The organism is Paenibacillus sp. SAF-068 (assembly GCF_051967555.1).
Taxonomy (GTDB): domain Bacteria; phylum Bacillota; class Bacilli; order Paenibacillales; family Paenibacillaceae; genus Paenibacillus.
The window spans coordinates 216,373-240,398 of the sequence record NZ_JBQCJX010000006.1; the positions used below are offsets into that span (position 1 = coordinate 216,373).

At 47.0% G+C, this 24,026-nt stretch carries 29 protein-coding genes; 23 read left to right on the plus strand and 6 right to left on the minus strand.

From position 1 onward, the window contains the following. Positions 1–5: 5 nt before the first annotated feature. From ACTHPG_RS24875 to ACTHPG_RS24900, 6 genes are all read left to right on the plus strand, one after another. Positions 6–878: a CheR family methyltransferase gene (locus ACTHPG_RS24875; RefSeq protein ID WP_440392033.1), complete on the plus strand. Its 873-nt coding sequence runs from the start codon at positions 6–8 to the stop codon at positions 876–878. Between the two features lie 16 nt (positions 879–894). Then, positions 895–2,571: a response regulator gene (locus tag ACTHPG_RS24880; RefSeq protein ID WP_440392035.1), complete on the plus strand. Its 1,677-nt coding sequence runs from the start codon at positions 895–897 to the stop codon at positions 2,569–2,571. An 86-nt stretch (positions 2,572–2,657) separates the two neighbouring features. Then, a complete protein-coding gene (locus tag ACTHPG_RS24885) occupies positions 2,658–2,996 on the plus strand; it encodes an STAS domain-containing protein (protein WP_036606989.1) in 339 nt (112 codons plus the stop codon). An 18-nt stretch (positions 2,997–3,014) separates the two neighbouring features. Further along, positions 3,015–3,467 carry an anti-sigma B factor RsbW gene (gene rsbW, locus ACTHPG_RS24890; protein WP_440392037.1) on the plus strand — a complete coding sequence of 151 codons (453 nt, stop codon included), beginning with the start codon at positions 3,015–3,017 and terminating at the stop codon, positions 3,465–3,467. Further along, the gene (locus tag ACTHPG_RS24895) at positions 3,464–4,237 is read left to right on the plus strand and encodes a sigma-70 family RNA polymerase sigma factor (RefSeq protein ID WP_440392039.1); all 774 of its coding nucleotides are present in this window, start codon (positions 3,464–3,466) and stop codon (positions 4,235–4,237) included. Before rsbW ends, ACTHPG_RS24895 begins: the two co-directional genes overlap by 4 nt. A gap of 142 nt (positions 4,238–4,379) precedes the next feature. Then, positions 4,380–5,408 (plus strand): magnesium transporter CorA family protein, encoded by a 1,029-nt coding sequence (locus ACTHPG_RS24900; protein ID WP_440392095.1) that lies wholly within the window; start codon positions 4,380–4,382, stop codon positions 5,406–5,408. A gap of 20 nt (positions 5,409–5,428) precedes the next feature. Here the strand turns inward: ACTHPG_RS24900 and ACTHPG_RS24905 are convergent, their stop codons facing one another. The 4 genes from ACTHPG_RS24905 to ACTHPG_RS24920 all read right to left on the minus strand — a co-directional run bounded on the left by ACTHPG_RS24905 (position 5,429) and on the right by ACTHPG_RS24920 (position 7,446). Continuing rightward, entirely contained in the window at positions 5,429–5,794 is a 366-nt protein-coding gene (locus ACTHPG_RS24905; protein WP_278298293.1) for a DUF5665 domain-containing protein, read from the minus strand. Positions 5,795–5,877: 83 nt separating this feature from the next. Further along, positions 5,878–6,285, minus strand: coding sequence for a YtxH domain-containing protein (locus tag ACTHPG_RS24910; RefSeq protein WP_440392041.1), 408 nt, complete (start codon positions 6,283–6,285; stop codon positions 5,878–5,880). A 67-nt stretch (positions 6,286–6,352) separates the two neighbouring features. Next, positions 6,353–6,610, minus strand: a complete 258-nt coding sequence (locus ACTHPG_RS24915; RefSeq protein WP_017692278.1) for a GlsB/YeaQ/YmgE family stress response membrane protein — start codon at positions 6,608–6,610, stop codon at positions 6,353–6,355. Between the two features lie 134 nt (positions 6,611–6,744). Beyond that, the gene (locus tag ACTHPG_RS24920) at positions 6,745–7,446 is read right to left on the minus strand and encodes a phosphatase PAP2 family protein (RefSeq protein ID WP_440392043.1); all 702 of its coding nucleotides are present in this window, start codon (positions 7,444–7,446) and stop codon (positions 6,745–6,747) included. Between the two features lie 176 nt (positions 7,447–7,622). Here ACTHPG_RS24920 and ACTHPG_RS24925 point away from each other — a divergent pair, with 176 nt between their 5' ends. After that, positions 7,623–8,642, plus strand: coding sequence for an asparaginase (locus ACTHPG_RS24925; RefSeq protein ID WP_440392045.1), 1,020 nt, complete (start codon positions 7,623–7,625; stop codon positions 8,640–8,642). 138 nt (positions 8,643–8,780) lie between these two features. Further along, on the plus strand, positions 8,781–9,506 hold the full coding sequence (locus ACTHPG_RS24930; protein WP_440392047.1) for a pirin family protein: 726 nt from the start codon (positions 8,781–8,783) through the stop codon (positions 9,504–9,506). 64 nt (positions 9,507–9,570) lie between these two features. Here ACTHPG_RS24930 and ACTHPG_RS24935 read toward each other — a convergent pair whose 3' ends face one another. Then, positions 9,571–9,795, minus strand: a complete 225-nt coding sequence (locus ACTHPG_RS24935) for a DUF1128 domain-containing protein (RefSeq protein WP_017692283.1) — start codon at positions 9,793–9,795, stop codon at positions 9,571–9,573. Positions 9,796–9,953: 158 nt separating this feature from the next. On the opposite strand from ACTHPG_RS24935, the gene yyaC reads away from it, so the two are divergent. From yyaC to ACTHPG_RS24960, 5 genes are all read left to right on the plus strand, one after another. Continuing rightward, positions 9,954–10,511 (plus strand): spore protease YyaC, encoded by a 558-nt coding sequence (gene yyaC, locus ACTHPG_RS24940; RefSeq protein WP_440392049.1) that lies wholly within the window; start codon positions 9,954–9,956, stop codon positions 10,509–10,511. Positions 10,512–10,571: 60 nt separating this feature from the next. Next, positions 10,572–11,363, plus strand: coding sequence for an alpha/beta fold hydrolase (locus tag ACTHPG_RS24945; protein WP_440392051.1), 792 nt, complete (start codon positions 10,572–10,574; stop codon positions 11,361–11,363). 251 nt (positions 11,364–11,614) lie between these two features. Continuing rightward, positions 11,615–12,319, plus strand: coding sequence for a DUF6483 family protein (locus ACTHPG_RS24950; protein WP_440392053.1), 705 nt, complete (start codon positions 11,615–11,617; stop codon positions 12,317–12,319). A 96-nt stretch (positions 12,320–12,415) separates the two neighbouring features. Beyond that, positions 12,416–13,663: a class I SAM-dependent methyltransferase gene (locus ACTHPG_RS24955; protein WP_440392055.1), complete on the plus strand. Its 1,248-nt coding sequence runs from the start codon at positions 12,416–12,418 to the stop codon at positions 13,661–13,663. Positions 13,664–13,860: 197 nt separating this feature from the next. Beyond that, complete coding sequence (locus ACTHPG_RS24960; protein ID WP_440392057.1) at positions 13,861–16,497, plus strand: O-antigen ligase family protein; 2,637 nt, start codon at positions 13,861–13,863, stop codon at positions 16,495–16,497. 682 nt (positions 16,498–17,179) lie between these two features. Here the strand turns inward: ACTHPG_RS24960 and ACTHPG_RS24965 are convergent. Then, positions 17,180–17,527, minus strand: a complete 348-nt coding sequence (locus ACTHPG_RS24965; RefSeq protein WP_440392059.1) for a dehydrogenase — start codon at positions 17,525–17,527, stop codon at positions 17,180–17,182. Positions 17,528–17,687: 160 nt separating this feature from the next. Between ACTHPG_RS24965 and ACTHPG_RS24970 the strand changes: the two genes are divergently transcribed. The 10 genes from ACTHPG_RS24970 to gatA all read left to right on the plus strand — a co-directional run bounded on the left by ACTHPG_RS24970 (position 17,688) and on the right by gatA (position 24,016). After that, a complete protein-coding gene (locus ACTHPG_RS24970; protein ID WP_421894954.1) occupies positions 17,688–18,302 on the plus strand; it encodes a DedA family protein in 615 nt (204 codons plus the stop codon). 2 nt (positions 18,303–18,304) lie between these two features. After that, a complete protein-coding gene (locus tag ACTHPG_RS24975) occupies positions 18,305–18,874 on the plus strand; it encodes a thioredoxin family protein (protein ID WP_440392061.1) in 570 nt (189 codons plus the stop codon). Between the two features lie 6 nt (positions 18,875–18,880). Continuing rightward, positions 18,881–19,513: an MBL fold metallo-hydrolase gene (locus ACTHPG_RS24980; RefSeq protein WP_036607016.1), complete on the plus strand. Its 633-nt coding sequence runs from the start codon at positions 18,881–18,883 to the stop codon at positions 19,511–19,513. 527 nt (positions 19,514–20,040) lie between these two features. Then, positions 20,041–20,286: a hypothetical protein gene (locus ACTHPG_RS24985; protein WP_440392064.1), complete on the plus strand. Its 246-nt coding sequence runs from the start codon at positions 20,041–20,043 to the stop codon at positions 20,284–20,286. 104 nt (positions 20,287–20,390) lie between these two features. Continuing rightward, positions 20,391–20,921, plus strand: a complete 531-nt coding sequence (gene sigY / locus ACTHPG_RS24990; protein ID WP_074096434.1) for an RNA polymerase sigma factor SigY — start codon at positions 20,391–20,393, stop codon at positions 20,919–20,921. 2 nt (positions 20,922–20,923) lie between these two features. After that, positions 20,924–21,259, plus strand: a complete 336-nt coding sequence (locus tag ACTHPG_RS24995; protein ID WP_440392066.1) for a YxlC family protein — start codon at positions 20,924–20,926, stop codon at positions 21,257–21,259. Further along, a complete protein-coding gene (locus ACTHPG_RS25000) occupies positions 21,252–21,485 on the plus strand; it encodes a sigmaY antisigma factor component (protein WP_440392068.1) in 234 nt (77 codons plus the stop codon). Before ACTHPG_RS24995 ends, ACTHPG_RS25000 begins: the two co-directional genes overlap by 8 nt. Positions 21,486–21,654: 169 nt before the next feature. Then, the gene (locus ACTHPG_RS25005; protein ID WP_024631336.1) at positions 21,655–22,038 is read left to right on the plus strand and encodes a hypothetical protein; all 384 of its coding nucleotides are present in this window, start codon (positions 21,655–21,657) and stop codon (positions 22,036–22,038) included. 205 nt (positions 22,039–22,243) lie between these two features. After that, positions 22,244–22,531, plus strand: a complete 288-nt coding sequence (gatC, locus tag ACTHPG_RS25010; RefSeq protein WP_440392070.1) for an Asp-tRNA(Asn)/Glu-tRNA(Gln) amidotransferase subunit GatC — start codon at positions 22,244–22,246, stop codon at positions 22,529–22,531. 27 nt (positions 22,532–22,558) lie between these two features. After that, on the plus strand, positions 22,559–24,016 hold the full coding sequence (gene gatA / locus ACTHPG_RS25015) for an Asp-tRNA(Asn)/Glu-tRNA(Gln) amidotransferase subunit GatA (RefSeq protein WP_149846800.1): 1,458 nt from the start codon (positions 22,559–22,561) through the stop codon (positions 24,014–24,016). The last annotated feature ends 10 nt before the right edge of the window (positions 24,017–24,026 follow it).

Here is a 24,026-nt window from a genome sequence, read left to right on the forward strand (position 1 = left end):
AATTTATGACAGCGTGGGAACCTACCGAGACGGGGGCAGATTTGGTCCGTATGCCGCAAGATGAAGAGCGCGAGCTGATCGAGATTGAGTTGCTGTTGGAAGGCATGCACCGTTTGTATGGATATGATTTTAGAAACTATGCACTGCCATCCCTGAGACGAAGAATCTGGCATCATGCACATGCAGAAGGGGTTAAGAGTATATCCGGCTTGCAGGAGCGTGTCCTTCATGATCGTTCTGCATTTGAACGTTTTGTACAGAACTTGTCCATCCCTGTAACGGAAATGTTTCGAGATCCTTCGCTTTTCCGGATGTTTCGGGAGCAGATTATTCCTATCCTGAGAACTTATCCGTATATCCGAATATGGCATGCGGGTTGCTCGACGGGAGAGGAAGTCTATTCCATGGCGATCATGTTGCATGAGGAAGGGCTGTATGACAAGGCGAGAATCTACGCAACGGATATGAATGATCGCTCTTTGCAACAGGCCAAAGAAGGCGTATACGGTATTGAGAAAATGAAACTATTTACTACAAATTATTTGGAGGCAGGGGGTACCAGAGCCTTCTCCGAGTACTATACAGCGAAATACAATTCGGTGATATTTCATCCTTTCCTGAGGAAGAACATCATTTTCGCAGAGCACAACCTGGCAACAGATCGGTCATTTAACGAGTTTAATGTTATCTTTTGCCGAAATGTCATGATTTATTTTAATGATGAATTGCGGAACCATGTGCATGGGCTGTTTCACGAGAGCTTGAGCCACTTTGGAATTCTGGTTCTGGGGTCAAAAGAATCGATACATTTTACAGAGTTCAGTGATACCTATGAGCCGTTAGACCGAACCGAAAAAATATACCGGAAGATCAAATAGGGGGTTAGGGTTAGCCATGGGGCTCAATGAACCAATCCACATATTATTGGTAGATGACCGCCCTGAGAACTTGCTTGCTCTTGAAGCAGTTCTGGAATCGGAACAATATAAACTCGTTAAGGCAACTTCTGGAGAAGAGGCACTCCGTTGTCTGCTTAAAGACGAATTTGCGGTTATCGTTCTCGATGTGCAGATGCCTGGAATGGACGGAATTGAGACAGCAAAGTTAATTAAGGCACGGGACAAGTCCAAGGATGTGCCGATTATATTCATCTCTGCGAACAGCAGAGAAGCGGAGCACTTGTTTGCCGGATACTCAGCCGGGGCCATTGATTATATGGTTAAGCCATTTATTCCTCAGATTTTGAAATCCAAAATCGAGGGCTTTGTGGAGATGTTTATCACCAACAAAAGGTTGAAGACACAGACGATGCTGCTTCACCAGAAGACCCAGGAACTGGAGAAGATGAACCAGCAACTCATTCAGGCCAAGGAAGAAGCAGAGATTGCAGCTAATGCAAAGACCGAGTTTCTGGCGATGATGAGTCATGAGATTCGTACACCCATGAACGGAGTCATTGGCATGGTGGATCTGCTAATGGATACGGAACTGAAGGAAGATCAGAAGGAATATGTAGACATCGTTCGTCGCAGTGCAGATGCACTGGTCACGGTCATCAATGACATTCTTGATTTTACCAAAATGGAATCCGGCAAAATGGAACTTGAGGAGCATCCATTTGAACCGGTCTCCTGTATTCGGGAAGTGCTGGGATTGTTTGCTGCCGAAGCTGGCAAAAAGAATCTGGAGCTGGATTATTTCCTGGAAGATTCGGTCCCTGAATTAATCTATGGAGATATGGCAAGACTGCGCCAGGTTCTGTTGAATCTTATTGCCAATGCGATCAAATTTACCGACCATGGCGGAGTATATCTGATCGTGTCAGTTAAGGAAGAAAAGGATGGGCAAATGGCATTGGAGTTTGCCGTTAAGGACACGGGAATAGGCATTGCGTCAGACAAGGTAGATCGCCTGTTTCAGCCGTTTTCCCAGCTGGATACATCAATGACTCGTAAATACGGTGGAACTGGCTTGGGGCTGGCAATATGCAAGACTCTGGTTGAAATGATGGGTGGACAGATCTATCTGGATACGACAGAGCAACGGGGAGCGACATTTGTATTTACCATTCAGGCGAAACGTTATGTAGAAACCGAACTGGTCCAGAGGAACGGGGAAGAGAAGCTAACGGATGTGAAGAATGAGAATAAATTCCCGACGGTATTAATTGTTGATGATCATCCCATTAACCAAAAGTTGATGGCCATTATGCTCGGTAAGCTTGGGTTACTCTCCGACATTGCGGAAGATGGGCAGAGCGCACTGGATATGGTACTTGGCAGCCGTCATCCCTATGACTATGTATTCATGGATCTGCAGATGCCAGTGATGGACGGTTTGGAGTGTACCCGCCGGATTCGAGAGAGCCTGTCCCAGTCCGATCAGCCAATCATTATAGCCATGACTGCAAATGTGATGGAGGGTATTCAGCAGCGCTGTATTGCCGCAGGCATGGATGATTATATTAGTAAACCGGTGAAAATGGGCAGTGTTAAACAGAAAATAACCCATTTTCACAAACAGCGACAAATGTTAAACCCAGGACCATCTGCCATGAATCAGGCCAATTGAAACTTTTACCAAGTTTCTTTTTGTTTCACATATGAGTCAGTTGGGTTAATAGGTAAAGAAATCATTGATCAGGAGAGAGATGTCTAATGAATACAAATAAAAATGAAAAATTCAATGCAAGAACTGAAACACAGGATGGCGTATGCACAGTGTATCTGACTGGCGAACTGGATTTATCTGTTGCTCCTGACTTTCGTCTGGTGATGGAGCCGCTCGTGGATAACAAGGAACAGGATCTTGTAATCAACATGAAAGAATTGAAGTATATCGATAGTACAGGGATTGGTATCCTGTTATCTGTCCTGAAGGCCAGACATGGAATGGAAGCTCGCTTCGAAGTACAGGAAGTTCCTGCTCAAATTCAGAAACTTTTTGACATGACGGGCATCGCCAAATTCTTTGTCACTCAAAAGAATTCCCAATAGGAAAGGATCGAAGAAGGAATGAATGCAGAAGTTCAAAGAGTCACCCTTAATTTACCGGCGACAGCTGATTACGTTGATATTGTAAGACTTAATCTTTATGGAGTAGCATCCAAAATGGGATTCTCTTATGAAGACATCGAGGATATGAAAGTGGCTGTATCCGAGGCTTGTAACAACTCTGTACTGTATGCCTACTCACACGAAGGCGGCATGGTTGAAGTGGTATTCGAAGTGGATGGCGAAACATTATCCATTACTGTCAAGGACGAAGGTGCCAGCTTCGAGAACATGAATCCTGCTATGTCACGTGCCGGTCTTCACGACACAGAACTGACAGAAGCACAGATTGGCGGACTTGGGTTCTACCTGATGCAAGCCTTGATGGACGATGTCAGTGTGGAAAGTGAGACGGGCAAAGGTACGAAAGTAGTACTCGTAAAACGTCTTGCAAGAAGTGAGGAGAAAGTATGAATGAGAAAGTGACTCCCCCAGAGTCCATGTCTGAAGCTATAGGTTTGATCTGGGAGTACCAGCAGACCCAAGATAATGAAATTGCAACAGTCCTCATCCGTAAATATGAACCGATGGTTAAGATGGCAGCAGGTAAAATTGCTCGGAATCGCCCCGATCTATACGAAGATTTGTATCAGACCGGGCAGATGGCCTTGATTCGTTTGCTTAAGCAATACGATATCAATCTGGGTATTCCGTTTGAACCTTATGCCATGAAGAGCATGATCGGTCATATGAAGAACTATTTGCGTGACAAGTCCTGGTATATTCAGGTGCCCCGGAGGATTAAGGAAAAGGGAGCGCTTGTGCAACATGCTATTGATGAGTTAACCGTGAAGCTGGAGCGCTCACCAGGTGTGAATGAAATTGCTGAATACCTTGATTTGACTGCAGAAGAACCGATTGAGGTTCTGGCTGGTCGCGAATGTTATCACTATGTTTCACTGGACTCTCCTTTATCTCAGGATGATAGTGCAGCAACATTGGGTGAACTGATCAGTGCAGATGTTAATGACTATGATTCGGTCGAAAAGCGGATGGACTTGCAACAGGCATTGGGACAATTGAAGGAACAAGAGCAGCAGGTACTTATTCTAGCATTTCAGGATGGCCAATCTCAGCGGGCAATTGCCCAGAAACTTGGCGTCTCACAGATGAGTGTATCTCGAATTCAGAAGCGAGCTACAGAGAAATTGAAACAGATCATGTCGAATGCTTCAATGTTATGAAAAATGGAACCCTAATGTTGTTGAATACGGCATAAAGAAGGACACGTCATTGCGCTGAAATGCATACGTGTCCTTTTTGGGATAAAATTTGGATAAATAGAAGGGTATGCATGACAACATAAGTGCAGGAGTGGATACTGTGATTGTGAACCAAATCAAGTTGGAAGCTCGTCGTGACAATTTATCTTGTTCGGAACATTGGCAATGGTGGGATTGGGTTGCACCTGACACCGATAGTATGAACAATGCTTTGGAGGAACTGACAGAGGTATTTCCGGATATGCAGTATTGGCTGGATAAAATTCCGGAAGTCGAATCCAATTATTTGTCCGTCCGTTTCGTGAATGGTACTGAGCCAGTCATATTTGGTTCCTTGTTGTATGCGATCAAGAATGAGAGAGATGACCAACGCCAAGATAATCAGATGTTTTTTTATGTCGATCGCAATAATTTGGTTACTTTAAATATGGATAACAATACCCGAGGGATTATGAAGACGGATGAACGTGCCCATATGTTACAGCAATGTAGTGAGGCCAGAGACGGGATGTTTGTACTTTTTCGAGCTATACTGCATTACTACCATGTGGGGATGGATCATTTTGAGATGAACCTGCGCGATCTGGAAAGGAAAATGGAATCCCGCAATGCCCGCACCTTGATGGACCAGATTTTGGCGGCCAGATTTGAATTGTTATACTGGAGCAATCTGTTTATTCCCTACTCGGAACTGATGGCCGCTTCACATGAGGCTTATCTTGATGAAATCAATGAAAATCGATACTTCCAACAGCTCCAACATCGAGTAGAGCGAATGGAACGATTGTTTCGTCATTATGAGAAAGAAATAGATACGTTAATCTCCATTGATAATGCAATCTCTGGTGTACGTGGTAATGAGATTATGAAAACACTGACTATTGTCACCGCTGTGTTCATACCCGCGACCGCTGCTGGCGCGATATGGGGGATGAACTTTGAGAACCTGCCCTTTATCGATAAATCATGGGGAGTTGTATTGGTCCTGGTTGTCATTATCTTAAGCATGATCAGCATGTATGTATGGCTGATGATGAAAGGATGGACAGGGGATCTGCTCAAAGTGAAATCCTCACAGCCTTCAGCTGAGGAGACAGAGAAAAATGGAGCAACAGAAAAGCGTAAAGGCTAGCCTACTGTTGGCCAGTCCTCTTAGTTTTTGTAGTCTTCAATATAGCCAAGCAAGTCAGCGATATATTGTCCAACAATCGGCATATTGACGAATTGGCTGAGAATGAATGCGAGCAGACCCAGAACAACAAAGGTACCCACCGTCAAACCGAGTCCTCGTGCCATACCTGCTGTAAAGTTGGTAATAATGCGCTTTTTGGGACTGCTGTAATTCTCAATAATATCTTTGATCTGTGCTCTTTCCAGACTGTCCGCAATCTGGTCCAGACGTGTGTTCAGTCGCTTTACCTCGTGCCGCAATTCAAAAGGATGCTCGCTTGTATCATACTGTTGTGCCGGTGTTCCTCCCGCAATTGGAGTATTACCGTTAATTGTAACCTTACTCATGATTTTTTCCCCCTCAACTCGCATTGGATAAAAAATAGCCAGCTGGAGTGCAGCTGGCTATTGGTTACTCGATCTGAATCGCCTTACAGGCTAGTCGAGTTTAGTTCTTTACGTGCATCTTCCTTCGCTTCTGTGGAAGCGGCAGCCACTTCTTCGGATGCACGGGATGCCTCATTAGCCACATCTGCGGACGCTTTTCTCACAGATTCCATGACATCATTGCGGCCTTGGTTTACTGTTTTTGCAATGTCGGAAGTTTTGGATGAGACCGTTTTAGCGAGTTCAGATGCTTTATCACCTACAACGGTTGCCACTTCTTTCGTGCGATCCGTTACCATGCCTACTTTCTCGGAAAGGTCACCACGCAATTCACGTCCCGGTTTAGGTGCGAAAAGTAGCGCTGCGGCTGCTCCCAGCAAACCTCCGATGAAAATCCCTTTGGCGAAAGTCGAACCCGTCTGTACAGGATATTGCTCTTCTGCTTTATTCATGTCTAATCACTCCTTCTTCAAATTAAGAAACAAATACGAAACAACGAACACCTTGTTGTTGCCCGAATCAGGCAGCCTGTCTTAGCAGTCTGGACACAAGCCCCAGCAAGAAAACAAAGAGCGCTGTACCAATGATGGCAGGGATGATGGCAAAGTTGCCGATAACGGGTCCCCAGTTACCAAGCAAAAGTGCTCCCAGCCAGGCTCCGGCAAATCCGGCAATCATTGCACCGATGATGCCGCCAGGCATGTTGTGACCGGCAAGTGCATCCCCGATCAAACCGATGATGACAGCCATCACAATACTGATAATGATGCCCCACATAACAACCGCCTCCTTTATACTTGATGTAGGATGTTGTCTGTTCGCGTTTGCTTACTTCGTATATAAACGCCGTGCAACCCTGTGAAACAATAAAGATGAGTATGAATGAACTGGAAATCAGAGGAATTCATTCTTTAGCGGCTATGTTTAATACCTTTAATCATGCAGAAGATCCATGCCAATCCAGCAGCAAATCCCGTAAATACATCCGTAGGATAATGAACGCCGAGCATGATGCGGCTGAGGCCAATCAAGAAAATAAAACTGATACCGCACAGGACTGGAAGCCACACACCGGAAGGTTTATGTCGCTGTTGTTCAATGGCCCAGATGACAAAGAGCATACCGTAGAAGCCCATGGAGATCATGGCATGTCCGCTGGGAAAGCTGTATCCGTGAACAACCAGCAGATGATCCAGTTCAGGTCTGCTTCGTCTGAAAAACTCTTTCAATACCGTGTTCAGAATCCACATCATGGCAAAACTTCCCGAGATTGCATATCCATATATAACAAACCTTGGGCTGCGTTGTATGAAGAAAAGAAGAGCAAAACCTCCTGCAGCTACAGCAGAGATTTTGAATGAGCCCAGTGCGGTGATGAATGCAGTATAAGGAAATAGATAAAGACGTGAATCCGAATTCAGATAAAATAATTGCTGAATTTGATCATCCAGACGAATAATAGAATCATCGCCCAACCAGGCACCCAGACCTGCCAGAATGAATACAACCGAAGCGCTGATAGCCATACCGGCCAAACTCCAGTTGAGGAGGGGGCGTAACAACTTGCCATGGTTTGGACCTGGTGAGGATAAAGTAGACATTTTGCGCGGCATAGTGAGTTTCTCCTTCAGTATGGTAGTAGATGAACATAGATGATAAAGCTATACCCGAAATGCCTGTCGAAAAAACTGTAAAAACGTCGCTTTTGTACTATACTATTTAAGATATCCCATGCGGCGTCGTGACGCAAAGCAGAGATGAAATTGGGAGCACAAAGGAGAGAACTCGCATGGAGAGTGCCTTATTAATTAAAGAATACCGTGCAGGCGTTGTGGAATGCGCCCATTACGGTCACATAAGTATTACGGATGAGCATGGCCGAATCGTATACTCGGCTGGCGATCCTCATTTTAGAGCGTTTACTCGCTCATCTGCCAAACCTTTTCAAGCCATTCCAGGAATTCGGGCAGGGATTGCCAGTCACTATGGCCTGTCAGCACAGGAGATTGCCATTATGTCCTCTTCGCATCGTTCGGAACCGGAACACATTCGGGTGTTGGAGGAGTTATCCGGTAAAATCGGATTGGGTGAAGAATGTCTGATCTGTGCACCAAGCTACCCGCTTAATGAAGAAAGCCGTAACCAATGGATACGTGGACAAGGGGAGAAACGTCGCATCTTGCATAACTGCTCCGGAAAACATCTGGGTATTCTGGGGTATAGTCAGATGAAGCAGGTTGATCTGGGCAGCTACGCTGAACCCGATCATCCCGTGCAACGAGAAATTCTTGAAACCTTTGCCGGCCTGGCTGGTATTGAGGAAAAAGAGATTGAGCTTGGGACGGATGGCTGCGGCTTTCCGGTATTTTCTTTGCCGTTGTCAGCATTGTCGAACGCCTATCTGAAGCTCGCTTGTCCAGATCTTATCGCCGATCCTGCCACAAGAACAGCCGTAGAGACCATCACATCAGCTATGAATGAACATCCGTTAATGGTAGGGGGCACAGAGCGTGTAGATTCAGTGCTGTTGGAAGACAATAACATTGTAGCGAAGGGCGGATTCAAGGGCGTATTCGGTTTTGGGCTGAAAAAAGAAAGATTGGGAATCACCTTCAAGGTACTGGATGGTTCCGAGGAAGAATGGGCCTTCATTACCCAATCCATCTTGAAACAGATTGGTTATTCCAATGAGAGAACCATTGCACGATTGGCAGAAGTGTTCCCTTCGGACATCCGAAATGATGCGGGTACCCTTGTAGGTCATGCAGATAGTGAGTTCATTCTCCACTCACTTGAAGATAGCGTATAACCTTAAGAAGGGGCGTGATTAGAGTTGCCGGACCCCGGGTAAAGATGATTTACCAACTGGTATTCATCTATACAATTCATATACACGCATGGACTGTTGCGGTACGTAGCAGCCCTAAACCCCTGGAGGTGGATGAACATGATTAAAGTGGTGACATCAGAAGAAAGGCACACGTCGGATCGAGGTTGGATACACAGTGAATTCAGCTTTTCCTTTGCGGATTATGATGATCCAAGCAATGCCCATTTTGGGTGTCTGCTGGCTCATAATGAGAACACGCTGATGCCGCAAGAAGGCTTTAAGAAACATCCACATCATGATCTTGAAATTGTCAGTTATGTCATATCAGGTACACTCAAACATACGGATAGTATGGGAACAGAACAATTGCTTGAACCAGGCACGGTCCAAGTGATGAGTGCAGGTACGGGAGTGGAGCATTCGGAGACCAATCCGTCAGTAGATGAACCGGTACGTTTCCTTCAGATGTGGTTTTTGCCATCGGAGCGAATGCTGAAACCGTCCTATACGAATCGGAGAGTGGAGCCGCAGGAGCATCTGAATCGTCTATGTCCAATTGTATCCGGGCAAGGGGGCGAGGGAACCGAAGGTGCATTGCCTATTTCCCAGGATGTAACCTGTTACTTGTCGCATTTGGAGTCCGGGAAGAAGTTGATGTACCCGCAACACGAAGATCGACGGACACACCTTTTCCTGATCAGCGGACATGTAGAGATTCAATGTTCGGATGGCAACTTCAACCTCAAGCCGGGGGATGCCGCACGAATTCGCAAAAGCTGTGATCTGCAAATTACGAGCACAGACAGCGAACCTGCCGAATTTGTTCTGGTTGACCTGCCTTAAGGAGATAAATGTAAGAAAAAGGACCTGTTTCCACGTTGATGTGGAAACAGGTCCTTTTTTTGGCTTAGGATTTACGAAGATTACCCAGTTCCGAAGCGACAGCTTCCACTTCAGAGATACTGAGATGTTCCTTGCTCAAAATCATTTCATACAGGTCAAACAGATCTTCATATTTCTCAAGTGGGAATGACGAAGCTTGCATGGCCGCACCGCTTGCCATACGAAGTTTGGTTTTGATCGCTTCAATCATATATTCCATATTGGCTGCTGTTGCTTGTGTTAAATCCATCGTTAAGTTCATCCCTTCCGTATCGGAAACTCTTGTTATTGTATCATGATTGGAAGTGCTCAGGCCAATGCTTTTGCGGGGAAACGAAGCATCGGTTACAATGATGGATACAACAACAGGATTTAGTGGAAACCTGAGTATACTGGAGGGAACACAGCTTGGCAGCGTATAAGCGAGAAATGGTTCGCCATCAAGGAAGAGAAGTCCGCAAAGGCGTGCCTGCAGAGGATCTGGTTTTATTTTTTAAAAACATCGTTCAACTTCACTCTCCAGATGAAATCACGTTGGTCTGCATTGGTACCGATCGTTCCACCGGAGATGCTCTGGGTCCCCTGACCGGAAGTTTACTCCAAGAGAACGGAATGGGGAACGTGATTGGCACGCTGTCTTCCCCTTGTGATGCAGATACGCTGGAGAAGAAATTGGCACATATTCCGTCACACCATGCCATCATAGCGATTGATGCATGTCTGGGTCCAAAGCATGCCGTAGGTACATACTATCTCTCGAATAACCCACTCATTCCGGCTCAATCGGTTGGAGGCAAGCTGCCCCCTGTCGGACAATACAGTGTAGCTGCTGTGGTTAATGCCAATGGACCAAGGCCCTATTCCATTTTGCAGATGACCTCGCTACACTTGGTCATGGAGATGTCCCGAACGATTGCAGACGCTGTAATCGAAGCATGGAAATGGAGACAAACGTTTCATTCATGATATGTAGGCTTAATAATATACAACCTGAATTATTTAATTCGCGCAGAGAGAGGGATTCATATGGAAAAAGTGATGTGTGATGGAACGACGATTTGTTATGCCGAACAAGGTAAGGGAGAAGCCCTCATTTTGCTCCACGGATACTGTGGCAGTTCCTCGTATTGGGATGAGGTCGTACCTGAACTGGCACGAAGCTATCGCTGTATCGTACCTGATCTGCGTGGACACGGAAAAACAGATGCACCTGTAGGAAGTTATACCATCGAACAGATGGGCAATGATGTTTTGCAGTTGATGGACGAATTGGATGTGGAAAAGGCGGTCCTTCTGGGACACTCAATGGGGGGATACATTGCGCTCTCGATTGCACAACGTCACCCGGAGCGTTTGAATGCATTTGGCCTGATTCATTCCACCGCCTACCCGGACAGTGAAGAAGCCAAGGAGAAACGTCTTCGCGCCGTTTCCACCATTCAAACGGAAGGAATCGTCAATTTTGTAGATGGATTGGTTCCTGGCTTATTTGCACCGGAACATGTGGAATCGTTATCTAAGCAAGTCATACGTGTGAAGGAAATTGGTTACCAGACTGCCCCTCAAGGTGCAGTTGGGGCTGCACTTGCTATGCGGGAACGCCCGGATCGCCGCGATGTGTTGTCTGCAACACCTTTGCCTGTTCTGCTGGTCGCGGGAGAGAAGGATGCGGTTATCCCGCCAGAACGTACATTTACAAGTGACAAGCCACATATCGTGCAGGCTGTTATTGCTGGTGCGGGTCATATGAGCATGTATGAAGCTCCTGAAGAGTTAATTCAGGTCATTAAGCAATTTATGGCTGGATTATCGAAGTAATTTATTTTGATTTTATTAAAATAAAGATGGGACGATGCTTCCTTTTGTGGAGGAGTGTCAGTACCATCCCAACCAAACCCCTGCCTATAGGATAGGCAGGGGTTTGGTGTATTCGTCGCCAGAGTGACAGACGCACGCGCGTCTTGTTTTTGGCTTTTTGTCATGGCATGAATTAAAATAATTACATTAGGACGATATGAGATGAGAACGATTAAATGAATAGGGTCGAATGATAAGGGGGGGCATACAGCATGTTTAGAAAAGATTATCTGCTTCGCATGATGGAGGAAATGACTGAAGCCATTGGCAAAGTGTTCACGCTTAAACAGCAGCGCAAGCACACCGAGGCTTTGTCCGAACTGGATGAGCTGATGCGCAGGCAGTTCGGGTTGAACTTATCTCTATTGAACTCATTGCCAGCAGAGGATGTTATTGAAATGTTCCGTTTTCGCGGAATGATTGAGGTAGACAATCTGCAGCAAGCCGCGAGGCTGATTGAAGAAGAAGCATATATTTATCAAGAGAAGGCCAAGGTGGAAGGCATTGATGATCAGGAGAGAATGGATGCAGAGGATGAGGCTGTCATTCGATTGATGAGATCACTTCATTTTTATCTGTATGCATTGAATCATGGCGCGAACCCCCAGTTATTGAATGCACCGGAACGGGTGGAAGGTGTATTAGAACTTACCAAAGAATATGAACTTCCTGCTCGAACCGTAAGACAGCTTGCCCTCTATCATGAACAAGAAGGACGTTACGACCAGGCAGAGAACAGTTGGTACAGGCTGCTCCAGCTTGGTTCTGAATTCCCGGTGAGCTACCGAGATGATGTACAGACGTTCTATGAAAGGTTGAGCCAACTCACGGATGAACAGCTGAAGCAGGGCGGTCTGCCAAGAAACGAAGTTGAAGAGGGGTTAGCTGAACTAAGCCGTCAAGAGATTAACTCATAAAATATGGATTGGATCAAGGCTTGTTACATGCCTTTACTTGGAGAGGGAACGGAATTGTGGTATGGTAACGGTTGACCAAACCAAACCGAAAGTGAGATGTACCCCGTGGATTCATTGCGAAAGCTTATACAAGACATCTTTGAACAGAATTCGCTGATTACAGCGACCTGGAGCCAGCTGCGCAGACGGGACAATGTCTCGTATACCAAAGTGCAAGTCAAGCCGGTGACACTGAAAAATCAGCTGCATTATCAATTTGCATTTCATTATAACAACAAAGTGCTGCACGAAAATTTGACTCCGGCTGAAGCGGCAGAGCGCATGACTTTGCTATGCGAAGAGACATTTCGTCAAGGACTGCTCTGTACGACCGAGGCAGACTATCAAATTTTGATCAGCAAAAAATATAAAGTCTCCATTCTGACCAAATCTGCTTCCAAGACTGCAGTGGATCTGTCGCATAATCGCAAGAAGCAATATGTATTGGAAGAGGGAGTGCCCGTCTCGTTCCTCGTTGAACTTGGCATTATGAACGAATCAGGTCGTGTGCTCGCCCGCAAGTATGACAAGTTCAGACAGATCAACCGTTTCCTCGAAATGGTGCAGGATGTTATTCCGCATCTGCCGGAGGGACGCCCACTGACCATCGTTGATTTTGGCTGTGGCAAATCCTATCTGACCTTTGCGTTATATCATTATCTGTCTGTACAACAACGGCGTTCACTCAAGATTATCGGGTTGGACTTAAAGGCAGATGTCATTGAACACTGTAATGATCTGGCTAAACGATTGCATTATGGCGATCTGAAGTTTCTGGTTGGAGACATCGCGGACTACGATGAGTTGAACGAAGTGGATATGGTTGTTACGCTGCATGCCTGTGATACAGCTACCGACGCTGCTTTGGAGAAGGCCGTTCGTTGGGGGGCCTCTGTGATTCTGTCTGTTCCTTGCTGTCAGCATGAACTGTTTGATCAGATTGAGTCTCCCGTGATGAATCCATTGTTGTCCCACGGTATACTCAAGGAACGTTTCTCTGCACTGGCTACGGATGGGATTCGTGCCAAGTTGCTTGATCTGATGGGATACAAGACACAATTACTTGAATTCATCGATATGGAAAATACGCCTAAAAACATATTGATTCGTGCTGTTCGTGGTCAGGCGGGCGAAGTGACGGAGATGTGGAATGAATACACGGCATTCCGTGATTTTATCCATGCCGATCCATATTTGGAGCGGGCTTGTTCCGATTTGCTTCCTGGCGATGGCAAGCAGGTCAGTGGGGAAGCGAAATCGAGCAAAGAAACCGTTCAAGATTCCGCGAATTGCGACCTTTGCTGAGTGTGCCAATGCCAATCCAGGGACATACTGCAACTAGGGTCCCTGAATGTGAACTTCAATATTATGCACATCCTTTGTAACTAGCAACATCATAACTGTCAGCTATGTATCAGACAGAAGGACCCGTTATCGGGAACTTCTGTCTTTTTGTTTTTGTTATGCATATGGAGCAGTGTAAGGAAGGAGGGGGGATAGTGATGAAGAATAGGACTATGGATAAGGGAGTTATAAGGTATAAACGAGGTCATGCGGCGAGTAAGGAAATGATGGAACGGGCGTTTAAGGGGGTTCACCGTACCAATGATAGAAAGTATATAGATAACAGGGATTTATATGATGAAGGCAGTAGAGACGGTAGGGACAGTAGGGCCCATAGAGACAGTACATATATTAGGGAAGGTACATACAACAAAGATGATACGTATCAAAAAGATGATGAGACATATCATTCAGATGATACATATGATTCAAATGGAACTATCCAAACTGAGGGGTCAGGCAGTCCTTCTCGAAGTTTGAGGAATGAATATTATTCAGGGTCGGGATGGACTGGGGCAGTGGGCATACTCTCCATTGTCTTGCTGCTCGCAGGGTGTCTGCGTCGGGGACTGTACTATTCGACCGATCTATATCCTGTCCTTCTGATCGCAGCAGGAAGCACCTTAATCATGATTGTGCTATTTCTTGCAATTTTTCATCCAAAGCAAGAGAAAGAGAAAAAGCAAGCGAAAGGGCAAGCGAGAAAACAAGTACGCTTGTCACTGGTATATTGGCCAGGAAGCAATGAACGAATGGTTGGACGAATGATTCGAATGCCCGGCCTGTGGCGGGTGTTGTGGCCGCTTGGCATGATGACTTGTTTTGGACTACATGCATGGGCAGGTTCGGTGAGTAAACAGGGCAGTATGGATGAGATGATAAGATGGAGCATGCTTGCGCTGTTTACGTTGCTCACCGCAATCCTGGCGGTACGTACAAATGCTGCGCGTTGGTTAGCCATCGGGTGGCAGATGGCAGGCGGCTTGCTTGTGCTAAGCGGCATGCTTGCCGTGTGCGGAGTATTGCCGCTGCCCTTCGGGGTGATGCGGACCGCTGACCCCGAGATCAGCTCCGCCGGAGCCCGGCTCGGCGGATTATTGCAGTACCCTAATGCGTACGGTGCCATTGTTGGCATGTACGCAGTGGAGCGGCTGACAGCCGCCGCACGAGTCATCGCCCGGCCTGTGTCGGCCGGGCGACTCATCGCGGCGGTGCTGCCGCTCATGCCTGCGCAAGCCGCGCTCCTGCTGAGCGAGTCGCGCGGCGCTTGGCTGGCGACCGGCTGCGCCGCGGTCGCCGCCTTTGCTTTGCAGCGGCGCGGTGCCCGCCTGCCGCTGCTGCTGGCCATGGCCGCGCCACTGGCGTGCGCGGCCTGGCTGTACCGCCAGCTGGCTGCTGCCCAGCTGGCGCCTGCACCCGTGCCCGGCCTGCTGGCACTGGCCGGGGCATGGGCAGCTGCGCTGCTCGGCACGCTGCTGCTGTGCCGCCTATGGCACAGCGGCGCCGCCAAGGCTTCGCGCGCCGCTGCCCTAACGGCCATCGTGCTGGCGGGAGCCGCCGCCGCGCTGATGGCCATGGCCTCCACCGCCGATCGACTCGCGGCGGGTGTCGGCACGGGGATGTCCCGCCTACAGATGTGGCGGGACGCCCTCCAGCTATGGACCAAGGCCGCATGGCTTGGCCACGGGGGAGATACATGGCGCAACATGTTTCGCGCCATTCAATCCTCGCCTTATGTTGGAGGTGAGGTCCACAACGGCTTGCTCGATCTTGCCCTGGACATGGGCATGATTGGCATCCTGCTTGTCGCAGGGTGGTTTCTCCTCACCCTGCGAAGCATGCTTGACTTTGCACCGCAGCTCCTGCCATCCGTGCTTGTTTTTGGCTTGCATGGGGCGGTGGATTTTGACTGGAGCTTCACACTATTCTGGATGTTTTTCATTTGGCTCGGTGCTTGGGCAGACGCATTGAAGACGGAAGCATTGGAAGGCATGCAATCGGCTGGAACTGCGGAATACACAACCTCCAGATTCAGAGCCCGATCTCGTTTCTTCCGATCTTTATCAACCCAATCTCGGCGATCAACTGTCCCAATGCGTTCCAACTTTCATATTTTTCAGCGAGTAACTACTCGGCTAATAAGGGTATCCACAGTGATGATCATCCTTTTCTGGCTTGGTGGAACAGTATGGCTGACCTCCCGATACGCTTTAGCAGAAGTGCAATACCGACAGGCAATGTCTGAACCGGCCGGTACTCCAGCACAGAAGATGCATCTCACCGCTGCCCTCCAGTCTAACCCGAATCGACCGGATATCGTGATATTCCTTGCGCGATTTCTCCCGGGACGGGAAGCAGAATCACTCCTTGTGAACAGCCTGTCCCATTCCCCGATGCACCCTCAGATTTACATCGAACTTGGACAATTGGCAGCCCAATTTGGCGAAGGACAGCAGGCCGGTGAATATTTTGAACAAGCGATCGCATTGAATCGGTATGATGGCATTGGTCAATCCGCAGCTTTGTATTGGATGGAGCAGGCAGCGCGGCGGGAATGGAAGACAGGATATAGAGATCGAGCCCGACAGACTGCCGCCGCTGGTGTCCAGATGTATGAACGGTACCAACTGCTGGCTGAGGAAGTGGAAGCGGGAGACGTTCGTAATGACCAGCGTTTTGGAATTGATGAACAAGCTCGAGGCTATGGAGAGAACCTGCGCAGGCTTGCTTCGGCATCTTCTCATCCATTTCCTCCAGAGTTGACCAAGCAGAGCCCTTCAATCACTAATGAATAGCGACGCTGACCCAAGCGATATATAATGGATGTCAGCGTCTGCAAAGTCCGCCAAGTGCGCATAAGTATGCTAAAGTCTGCTAAAGTGCGCTAAAGTCCTGAAGTCCAAGTTGGCTACCTCTCGGGGGGAGTAAGCAATTTTCTAAGGAACACAGGACGTCTTATTTGGCCTGTCGCTATTCCTTTTAAATTGTAAGGAACTTCAGACACGTTATTTTCCCAAATTCCCTGACAAAAACCTATAATAGGCCGAAAATTCCAATATAACATGTCTCAGATTCTTTAGATTTCCAAGTGTGCTTCAAATCCTTGAATAAGACGCCTCAGATTCGTTACAGCTGGTGAGCTTGAGTACGAGTATGAGTGTGAGTGTGGGCTTGAGTATGCGTATGAGCATGTGAAGATGATCCCCGTTTTGTTCAAATTCACTGTTCATGTTCATGCACCAAGTATGTTCAAACCCACTGTTTATGTTCCCACTCCCTGTTTGCGGCTCATACACCAAGCGTTATTCATTTCCCAGCTTTGATCGCATCCCTGTTTAGATTTATACTTCAAGCGTTGTTCACACTTCCTGTGATGTTCATTGGCTCCACGCTCTGTATTCCAACCGCAACTGCAACTGCAACCCAGAGGACGCCCCCTAATTCCACTCAGAGCGAAGCTCTTCATTTCTGCATATTCTACAGACGATAACCGCCAAATGCATGCTGAAACGCGTCTTTTAAAGGTTCAACCTCTACTTCCCATAGAGAGGCGATCTCTGCACTGACATCGGTGTTCCACCACTCACATAACTTTTTACGGTTGTCGCGATTCTCCCCAATCCAAATCAGATTCGCAATCACCTTACCGTAATAATATTCTTCCGCCTGCTTCATCCGTTCGGGAGAGACATATACCTTTAGCTTTTTGGCAGTCCGGTACAATTCCTTGCTGCATGCCCTGCGTATTCCCCTGGCGGAAGGAAGGTTTTGACCGGATTGCGTATGTTTGACCGGCGGAGAACCGGGTATTGACTTGTGTGACATCTTTTCACGCTCCTCTCCCCATACCATATGCGGACGGCTGCGAACGGGACACTATCCCAATCTTGTGAAGTAGCAACGTCCACAGCCCTGTGATAAAATAGGGACGAACATCTATGGTGCGGAAGGGCACCGCCAATCAGGATGGAGAAAGAGGGTTGAGATGGACTTTATTCATAACCTTGTCGGCCAATTGTTCGAGTGGATTCAAAGTCTTGGGTACTTTGGAATCATGCTTGGGTTAATGTTGGAAGTCATCCCGAGCGAAATTGTGCTGGCGTACGGAGGTTTTCTCGTTTCACAAGGTAATATCAACTTCTTTGGTGCTATGATTTTTGGTACGGTGGGCGGTGTGATTGCCCAGTTATTTATTTACTGGATTGGCCGTTATGGCGGCAGACCTGTACTTGAACGCTACGGTAAATACATACTTATCCAGAAAAAACACATCGACCATTCCGAAGAATGGTTCCGCAAGTATGGTACAGGTGTCATTTTCACGGCCCGTTTTGTTCCGGTGGTAAGACATGCAATCTCCATCCCGGCTGGCATCACGAAAATGCACGCAGGCAAATTCATCTTGCTTACTACACTCGCTGTTATACCTTGGACTGCATTGTTTATATATTTAGGGATGATTCTTGGAGATCAATGGAAGCATATTGATGAGAAAGCGGCACCATATGTTATGCCTATTTTGCTTGTCGCTCTTGCCCTCATGATTGTTTATGTACTTATTAAATGGATGAATGCTCGCAAAAAGAAAGGAAGTGTCTAGTTATGGGTAAACCCAACTTGTCTCACAAATTCGGTAAAGGTCTGCCACCGAAGGATTTCATCGAGAGTATGACCAAGAACCAAAGTGAATTCCAGGCCAATTATGATAGCTTTACTTGGCCTAACGAAGAGGATCGTGAGTTCTTTGAGAGCCTGAACCATCGCGATGATCTGCGTGTGTTAATTCTGGCTGCTGACTGGTGCGGGGATGTTGTCCGTAATATTCCGGTCGTGTTCCAGGCACTCGAAGTTTCAGGAATCCCAACTGAAGTTCTGATTATGGAGAACCATCCGGAAGTGATGGATGAGTTCCTGACGATGGGTGGCCGTTCCGTGCCAGTCGTTATTTTCGCAGATACAGGTGGCCATGTGCTCGGTCAGTGGGGACCTCGTCCGCAGCATGTACAGGAAGTCATGATTGAATTCAAACGCCTTAATCCGGATCGTGAAGCAGCAGATTATCAGGAAAATTTGGCTGTAGCGCGTCAAGAGATTGGTAAACGTTATGGGGAAGGAACGGAGTCACATGCGGCCATTATCCGTGAGCTGCGTGAATTGATTTCGGGTTATTGAGCCGATATGCTTAACATTCGCACGTTTACACTAGGCCCGCTTCAGACCAATGCTTATCTCTTGCAAGGAGATGATCCGGGTAAAGCCGTCATCATCGATCCGGGCATGAATCCGGGGCCGCTGCTTAAGGCGATCCAAGACTTGGAGATCGAAGCCATTCTCCTCACTCATGCTCACTTTGATCATATGGGTGGGGTCGATGAGATTCGTAAATTGAAGGGCTGTCCTGTTTATCTTCATGATTTGGAGAGTGACTGGCTTACAACCCCAAAATTAAATGGATCTTTGAATTGGCCGCAGGCGACACCACCGCTCTCGACAGATCCTGCTGAATATGCCATGGACGAAGGGCAGAAGCTGAATCTGATTGGACATACGTTTAAAGTGTTCCATACACCTGGGCATTCACCAGGCAGTGTAAGTTTGCTTTGTGATAACGATCTCTTTGCCGGTGATGTGCTGTTCCGCATGGGTGTGGGCAGAACGGATCTCACGGGAGGACGTGAACGGGATCTGATTGATTCGATTCAGAACAAGCTGTATACCTTTGCTGATGAGGTTAAAGTGTATCCAGGCCATGGCCCCAAAACGACCATTGGTTATGAGAAACAGAACAATCCTTACGTGTCCGCAAGATAATCCGACATGATATGTGAAGAAAGTCTGGACAAGTGACAACTTTTTCATTAGAATAGCAATTAGTTGTTACAAGCGTTAAGGCATCATCTAACTGAAGCATTACCAAGAAACACCCAACCTTGCGAAGCACGCAGACTGTGGTCTATACCCGGTTTGCGTTCTTTTTTTGTTTTCAGCCCATTTTTCATCACAGAATCAGCCTGTTTCACCCTACATAGAGATGCATGATGAGCTTCATCACAATCCAGCGTTTGAGATCCATAGCAAGTTAGCAACAAGCACAGATTGATGAATTTTAAATGAAAGTAATATATAAGTTGAGCTAATCATTTACATGATAACGGAGAGGACAGAAAGAGCCTGAAAAAGCGAAGCGTGCGCCTTTATCTCCGGATTTTCCCTTTAGAAAGGGAATCAAAAAAATCTGGGGATAACAGCGATTGGAAGGTTATTCTGTCATCGTAGTGTCCGTGTAAATAATCTTTAGTTCAACTTATATAGATCATGAGAGAGCGGGGAATACCAAAGTGGAGAAACCAAGAGTTATTCCGTTGGGACAACGTGTCGAGTATCCGATTATGGAGGAAAACCGTCGCATCCTGGAAAGTGGGAAAAGAGAAACGGGTACTGAGCGAGCTTTAATACATAACCCTAGCGTGGCCAATGATAGGATGAAGTCTCAGCAAAATATATGGACAAGCCGTGTTTTAAGAAACGGAGCCAGCAACCAACCGTGGTTCGACAAGCTGCAAGATTACCGGAATCAAGTCTGATTGCCCGGGAAATTGTCGGGTTTGATTTTTTTTTTAATTCTATTGAACGTTTCTGCAGAGCCTGTCGTATTAACTCCAGATTGAACGGGAAGCAGGTGATTTTCATGATAAAGGCAGCTGAGCTGGAAGAGGTACGCAGGGCAGTATCGGGAGATGACAGCGCACTCGCAGCGTTGTTGCAACGTCACTACACATTTGTGTATAAGTATCTTGTCAAAGTGACAATGGATGCTAACCTCGCAGAAGAGACGGTACAGGATACGATGATTCGTTGTATGGAAAATATCCATCGATATGATGGCACGTCTGCCTTTTCATCATGGATGATCACCATTGCGACCCGCATCTATATCGATAAGACAAGACGTAAGAAGAGAGAACAGAACTGGCTTACTCTCATCCGCGATCAGGCCGTACGTCGATTCCGCTGGCAGCTTGAGACCCGAAATGAAGAATGGACAGATGTCATGGATGCGATGACAAGACTGACACCCGAACATCGTGTTGCAGTGCTGCTGAAGCATTATTATGGATACGGGTATGACGAGATCGGGGAAATGCTGGGTATTCCTGCGGGAACGGTGAAGTCACGTACAGCTTATGGTCTCCGTCAGTTAAGAAAGGAGCTGGAATAAGGATGAGCAGATCAGATGATGCACAAGAACAAGAAGTTGTAGAACGTTTGCAGCAACACATGAAAGTGCTGGATGATGCATTTGAGCCGACAAGTATTCCTTCTTTGGGTGCACTTGAAGCCCAAGTCAGGGAACGGAGACAGATTAGACGTCGAGCCAATTGGATCGAGATGATATGTTTCTGGTTGGTTGGATTGCTTGCCATTGTGTTCGGTACATTATTGTTCGTATCTGCTCCAGCTCTATATTTAGGTATCCAGGCTCTTGGTACAGTTGTTGGGGTGATTTTGGCTGTGATCTGGGCCGGACGGCGCCGGAAGGAGGTTCGTCATGAATAAAATGCATTATTCATTGGATGAAATTTCTCCACTATGGCTTATATTGCTTGGCATTTTTCTCCTGGTTCAGGGCACATGGATCTTTCAGGACGCACGCAGACGTGGACGTTTCCCTTGGTTATGGGGATTATGGGGAATCACAGGATTCCCCACGCCACTCATTATATACTGGTTTGTCGTGATTCGATCACAACGCAAGCCAGGTAAACCGACAAAGAAAACATGATTGTTTTAATAAAGGGTGTTAAAGTACCGTTCTTTTTGAACACTACTAATAGAGAGAAAAAAGATTTTGCACAAATATGTTGTTTAATTCTAGTATTCCTAGACATCGTTATTCTTTTCTAGTAGACTATACAAATAAATATTAAGATAGACTACCAGGAGGTTAGACGATGCTGCGATTAGGAGAGAAGGTTGTCATCGTCGCGGATGCGTTTGAGCAGAATCTTCCTGTGGGGGAATATGGTTTCATCATCGCTTATGACCGGAATCCGGACAATGCGTTCGATTACGTGCTTCGAGTGCCGCAGGTGAATCGGAACTTTTTTGTTCCATCCGGCGACGTCGATCTGGAAGAGGTTCTGCTGAAGCAGGAAGCTGAGCGGGTCGAGCGAGAAGCGTTGATAGATTACGCCCTTGCGACACACAATGAGAAGCTGTTTCATCATTTGATGAACGGAGATTTTCAAGCTGTGGAAGAGGAAGAGGAAACCGCGAACGATGTTATGTCACAGGCGGATTTTATAAAGCAGGTTAATCTGCGTGCATGGATTTAGAATTTGAGGAGTCGGCTGATGCCGGCTCTTTTTTATATTATAAGTTCGTTTTTGGTTTCCCGGAAGACTGTCAGGTCATTTGCATTGAATTGTCGAACTATCTCACCTATAATGAAAAAAGTTATCTTGAGACTTTAGCCCGTTAAACGAGCGATTCGTTTCAGGTCGCTTCGGGAATCAGAACGAATGAAGGAGGCATCCGCTAATGAGTATTTCGAATAATGACGTTCAGCATGTGGCCAAGCTGGCCCGGCTTAACTTGACTGCTGAAGAAGAAAAGACCCTGACAGGTCAGCTGAACGCGATTTTAAAATATGCAGAAAAGCTGAATGAGCTGGATACGGAAGACATCGAACCCACCACTCACGTTCTGCACGTAAGCAATGTCATGCGTGAAGATGAGACCAAAGAAAGCCTGTCGATTGAACAGGTGATGCGCAATGCACCGGAAGAAGAAGACGGGCAATTTAAAGTGCCTGCTGTAATGGAATAACAGATAACCGGAAGGAGGACAAAAACTGTGAGTTTATTTGAACAATCGTTGCCTGAGTTACATAACAAACTGCATGCCAAAGAGCTGTCGGTCAGCGATCTGGTGGATCAGGCGTATCAGAATATTGGCGCGCATGACGATAAGGTTAAGGCGTATTTGGCACTGGATGAAGAACAGGCACGCGCTCGTGCGCGTCAACTGGACGACCGTCTGGTGAGCGGCGAGGAGAAAGGTTTGCTTTTCGGCCTGCCTGTAGGTATAAAGGATAATATCGTTACGAACGGACTGCGCACGACGTGCGGCAGCCAATTCCTTCGTAATTTCGACCCGGTGTATGATGCAACAGTGGTCGAGAAATTGAAAGCTGCGGATACGGTCACTATTGGTAAACTAAACATGGACGAATTCGCCATGGGCGGCTCCAATGAGAACTCAAGTTTCTCCCCAGTACGTAATCCATGGGCGCTTGATCGCGTTCCAGGAGGCTCCAGCGGTGGTTCGGCAGCAGCTGTCGCTGCGGGAGAAGCATACTTCACGCTCGGATCAGACACAGGTGGCTCCATCAGACAACCTGCTTCGTACTGCGGTGTGGTTGGATTGAAACCGACATATGGACTTGTTTCCCGCTTTGGTTTGGTTGCATTTGCCTCATCTTTGGATCAAATTGGACCTTTGACGAAAAATGTTGAAGATTCTGCTTATGTATTGCAAGCCATTGCCGGTTATGACGCGAAAGATTCGACATCTGCAAAAGTGGAGATTCCGGATTATTTGAGCGGACTGACAGGTGATGTTAAAGGACTTCGTATTGCTGTTCCGAAGGAATACATCGGTGAAGGCGTCGATCCACAAGTAAAAGAGACCGTTCTGTCTGCATTGAAAGTTCTCGAAGGACTTGGGGCAACATGGGAAGAAGTATCCCTGCCGCATACCGAATATGCTGTGGCTACGTATTACCTGCTAGCTTCTTCGGAGGCTTCTTCGAACCTGGCTCGATTTGATGGCGTGCGTTATGGCGTGCGTGCAGACAATCCGGATAACCTGCTGGATCTGTATCATCAGTCTAGGAGCCAAGGCTTTGGTCCCGAAGTGAAACGACGTATCATGCTCGGAACGTATGCACTCAGTTCGGGGTACTATGATGCCTACTATCTGAAAGCACAGAAAGTACGTACATTGATCAAACAGGATTTCGACAATGTATTTGCCAAATATGATGTGATTATTGGACCTACGGCGCCAACTACGGCGTTCAAACTCGGTTCACAGGTGGATGATCCGCTTACAATGTATCTAAACGATATTTTGACGATTCCGGTCAGCCTGGCTGGCGTACCTGCCGTTAGCATTCCATGTGGATTCTCGGATGGATTGCCTGTCGGTTTGCAGATTATCGGTAAAGCCTTTGATGAAACAACCGTATTGCGTGTAGCGCATGCGTTTGAACAAAATACAGAATTCCACAAGCAGCGTCCGCAGCTGTAGACTGCCCGGA

Excerpts from the sequence above, each read along its gene's own strand:
- ACTHPG_RS24875 (WP_440392033.1), top strand. The coding sequence starts at position 6 with ATGACAGCGTGGGAACCTACCGAGACGGGGGCAGATTTGGTCCGTATG.
- ACTHPG_RS24880 (WP_440392035.1), top strand. The coding sequence starts at position 895 with ATGGGGCTCAATGAACCAATCCACATATTATTGGTAGATGACCGCCCT.
- ACTHPG_RS24885 (WP_036606989.1), top strand. The coding sequence starts at position 2,658 with ATGAATACAAATAAAAATGAAAAATTCAATGCAAGAACTGAAACACAG.
- rsbW (WP_440392037.1), top strand. The coding sequence starts at position 3,015 with ATGAATGCAGAAGTTCAAAGAGTCACCCTTAATTTACCGGCGACAGCT.
- ACTHPG_RS24895 (WP_440392039.1), top strand. The coding sequence starts at position 3,464 with ATGAATGAGAAAGTGACTCCCCCAGAGTCCATGTCTGAAGCTATAGGT.
- ACTHPG_RS24905 (WP_278298293.1), bottom strand. The coding sequence starts at position 5,794 with ATGAGTAAGGTTACAATTAACGGTAATACTCCAATTGCGGGAGGAACA.
- ACTHPG_RS24910 (WP_440392041.1), bottom strand. The coding sequence starts at position 6,285 with ATGAATAAAGCAGAAGAGCAATATCCTGTACAGACGGGTTCGACTTTC.
- ACTHPG_RS24915 (WP_017692278.1), bottom strand. The coding sequence starts at position 6,610 with ATGTGGGGCATCATTATCAGTATTGTGATGGCTGTCATCATCGGTTTG.
- ACTHPG_RS24920 (WP_440392043.1), bottom strand. The coding sequence starts at position 7,446 with ATGCCGCGCAAAATGTCTACTTTATCCTCACCAGGTCCAAACCATGGC.
- ACTHPG_RS24925 (WP_440392045.1), top strand. The coding sequence starts at position 7,623 with ATGGAGAGTGCCTTATTAATTAAAGAATACCGTGCAGGCGTTGTGGAA.
- ACTHPG_RS24930 (WP_440392047.1), top strand. The coding sequence starts at position 8,781 with ATGATTAAAGTGGTGACATCAGAAGAAAGGCACACGTCGGATCGAGGT.
- ACTHPG_RS24935 (WP_017692283.1), bottom strand. The coding sequence starts at position 9,795 with ATGGATTTAACACAAGCAACAGCAGCCAATATGGAATATATGATTGAA.
- ACTHPG_RS24945 (WP_440392051.1), top strand. The coding sequence starts at position 10,572 with ATGGAAAAAGTGATGTGTGATGGAACGACGATTTGTTATGCCGAACAA.
- ACTHPG_RS24950 (WP_440392053.1), top strand. The coding sequence starts at position 11,615 with ATGTTTAGAAAAGATTATCTGCTTCGCATGATGGAGGAAATGACTGAA.
- ACTHPG_RS24955 (WP_440392055.1), top strand. The coding sequence starts at position 12,416 with ATGTACCCCGTGGATTCATTGCGAAAGCTTATACAAGACATCTTTGAA.
- ACTHPG_RS24960 (WP_440392057.1), top strand. The coding sequence starts at position 13,861 with ATGAAGAATAGGACTATGGATAAGGGAGTTATAAGGTATAAACGAGGT.
- ACTHPG_RS24965 (WP_440392059.1), bottom strand. The coding sequence starts at position 17,527 with ATGTCACACAAGTCAATACCCGGTTCTCCGCCGGTCAAACATACGCAA.
- ACTHPG_RS24970 (WP_421894954.1), top strand. The coding sequence starts at position 17,688 with ATGGACTTTATTCATAACCTTGTCGGCCAATTGTTCGAGTGGATTCAA.
- ACTHPG_RS24975 (WP_440392061.1), top strand. The coding sequence starts at position 18,305 with ATGGGTAAACCCAACTTGTCTCACAAATTCGGTAAAGGTCTGCCACCG.
- ACTHPG_RS24980 (WP_036607016.1), top strand. The coding sequence starts at position 18,881 with ATGCTTAACATTCGCACGTTTACACTAGGCCCGCTTCAGACCAATGCT.
- sigY (WP_074096434.1), top strand. The coding sequence starts at position 20,391 with ATGATAAAGGCAGCTGAGCTGGAAGAGGTACGCAGGGCAGTATCGGGA.
- ACTHPG_RS24995 (WP_440392066.1), top strand. The coding sequence starts at position 20,924 with ATGAGCAGATCAGATGATGCACAAGAACAAGAAGTTGTAGAACGTTTG.
- ACTHPG_RS25000 (WP_440392068.1), top strand. The coding sequence starts at position 21,252 with ATGAATAAAATGCATTATTCATTGGATGAAATTTCTCCACTATGGCTT.
- ACTHPG_RS25005 (WP_024631336.1), top strand. The coding sequence starts at position 21,655 with ATGCTGCGATTAGGAGAGAAGGTTGTCATCGTCGCGGATGCGTTTGAG.
- gatC (WP_440392070.1), top strand. The coding sequence starts at position 22,244 with ATGAGTATTTCGAATAATGACGTTCAGCATGTGGCCAAGCTGGCCCGG.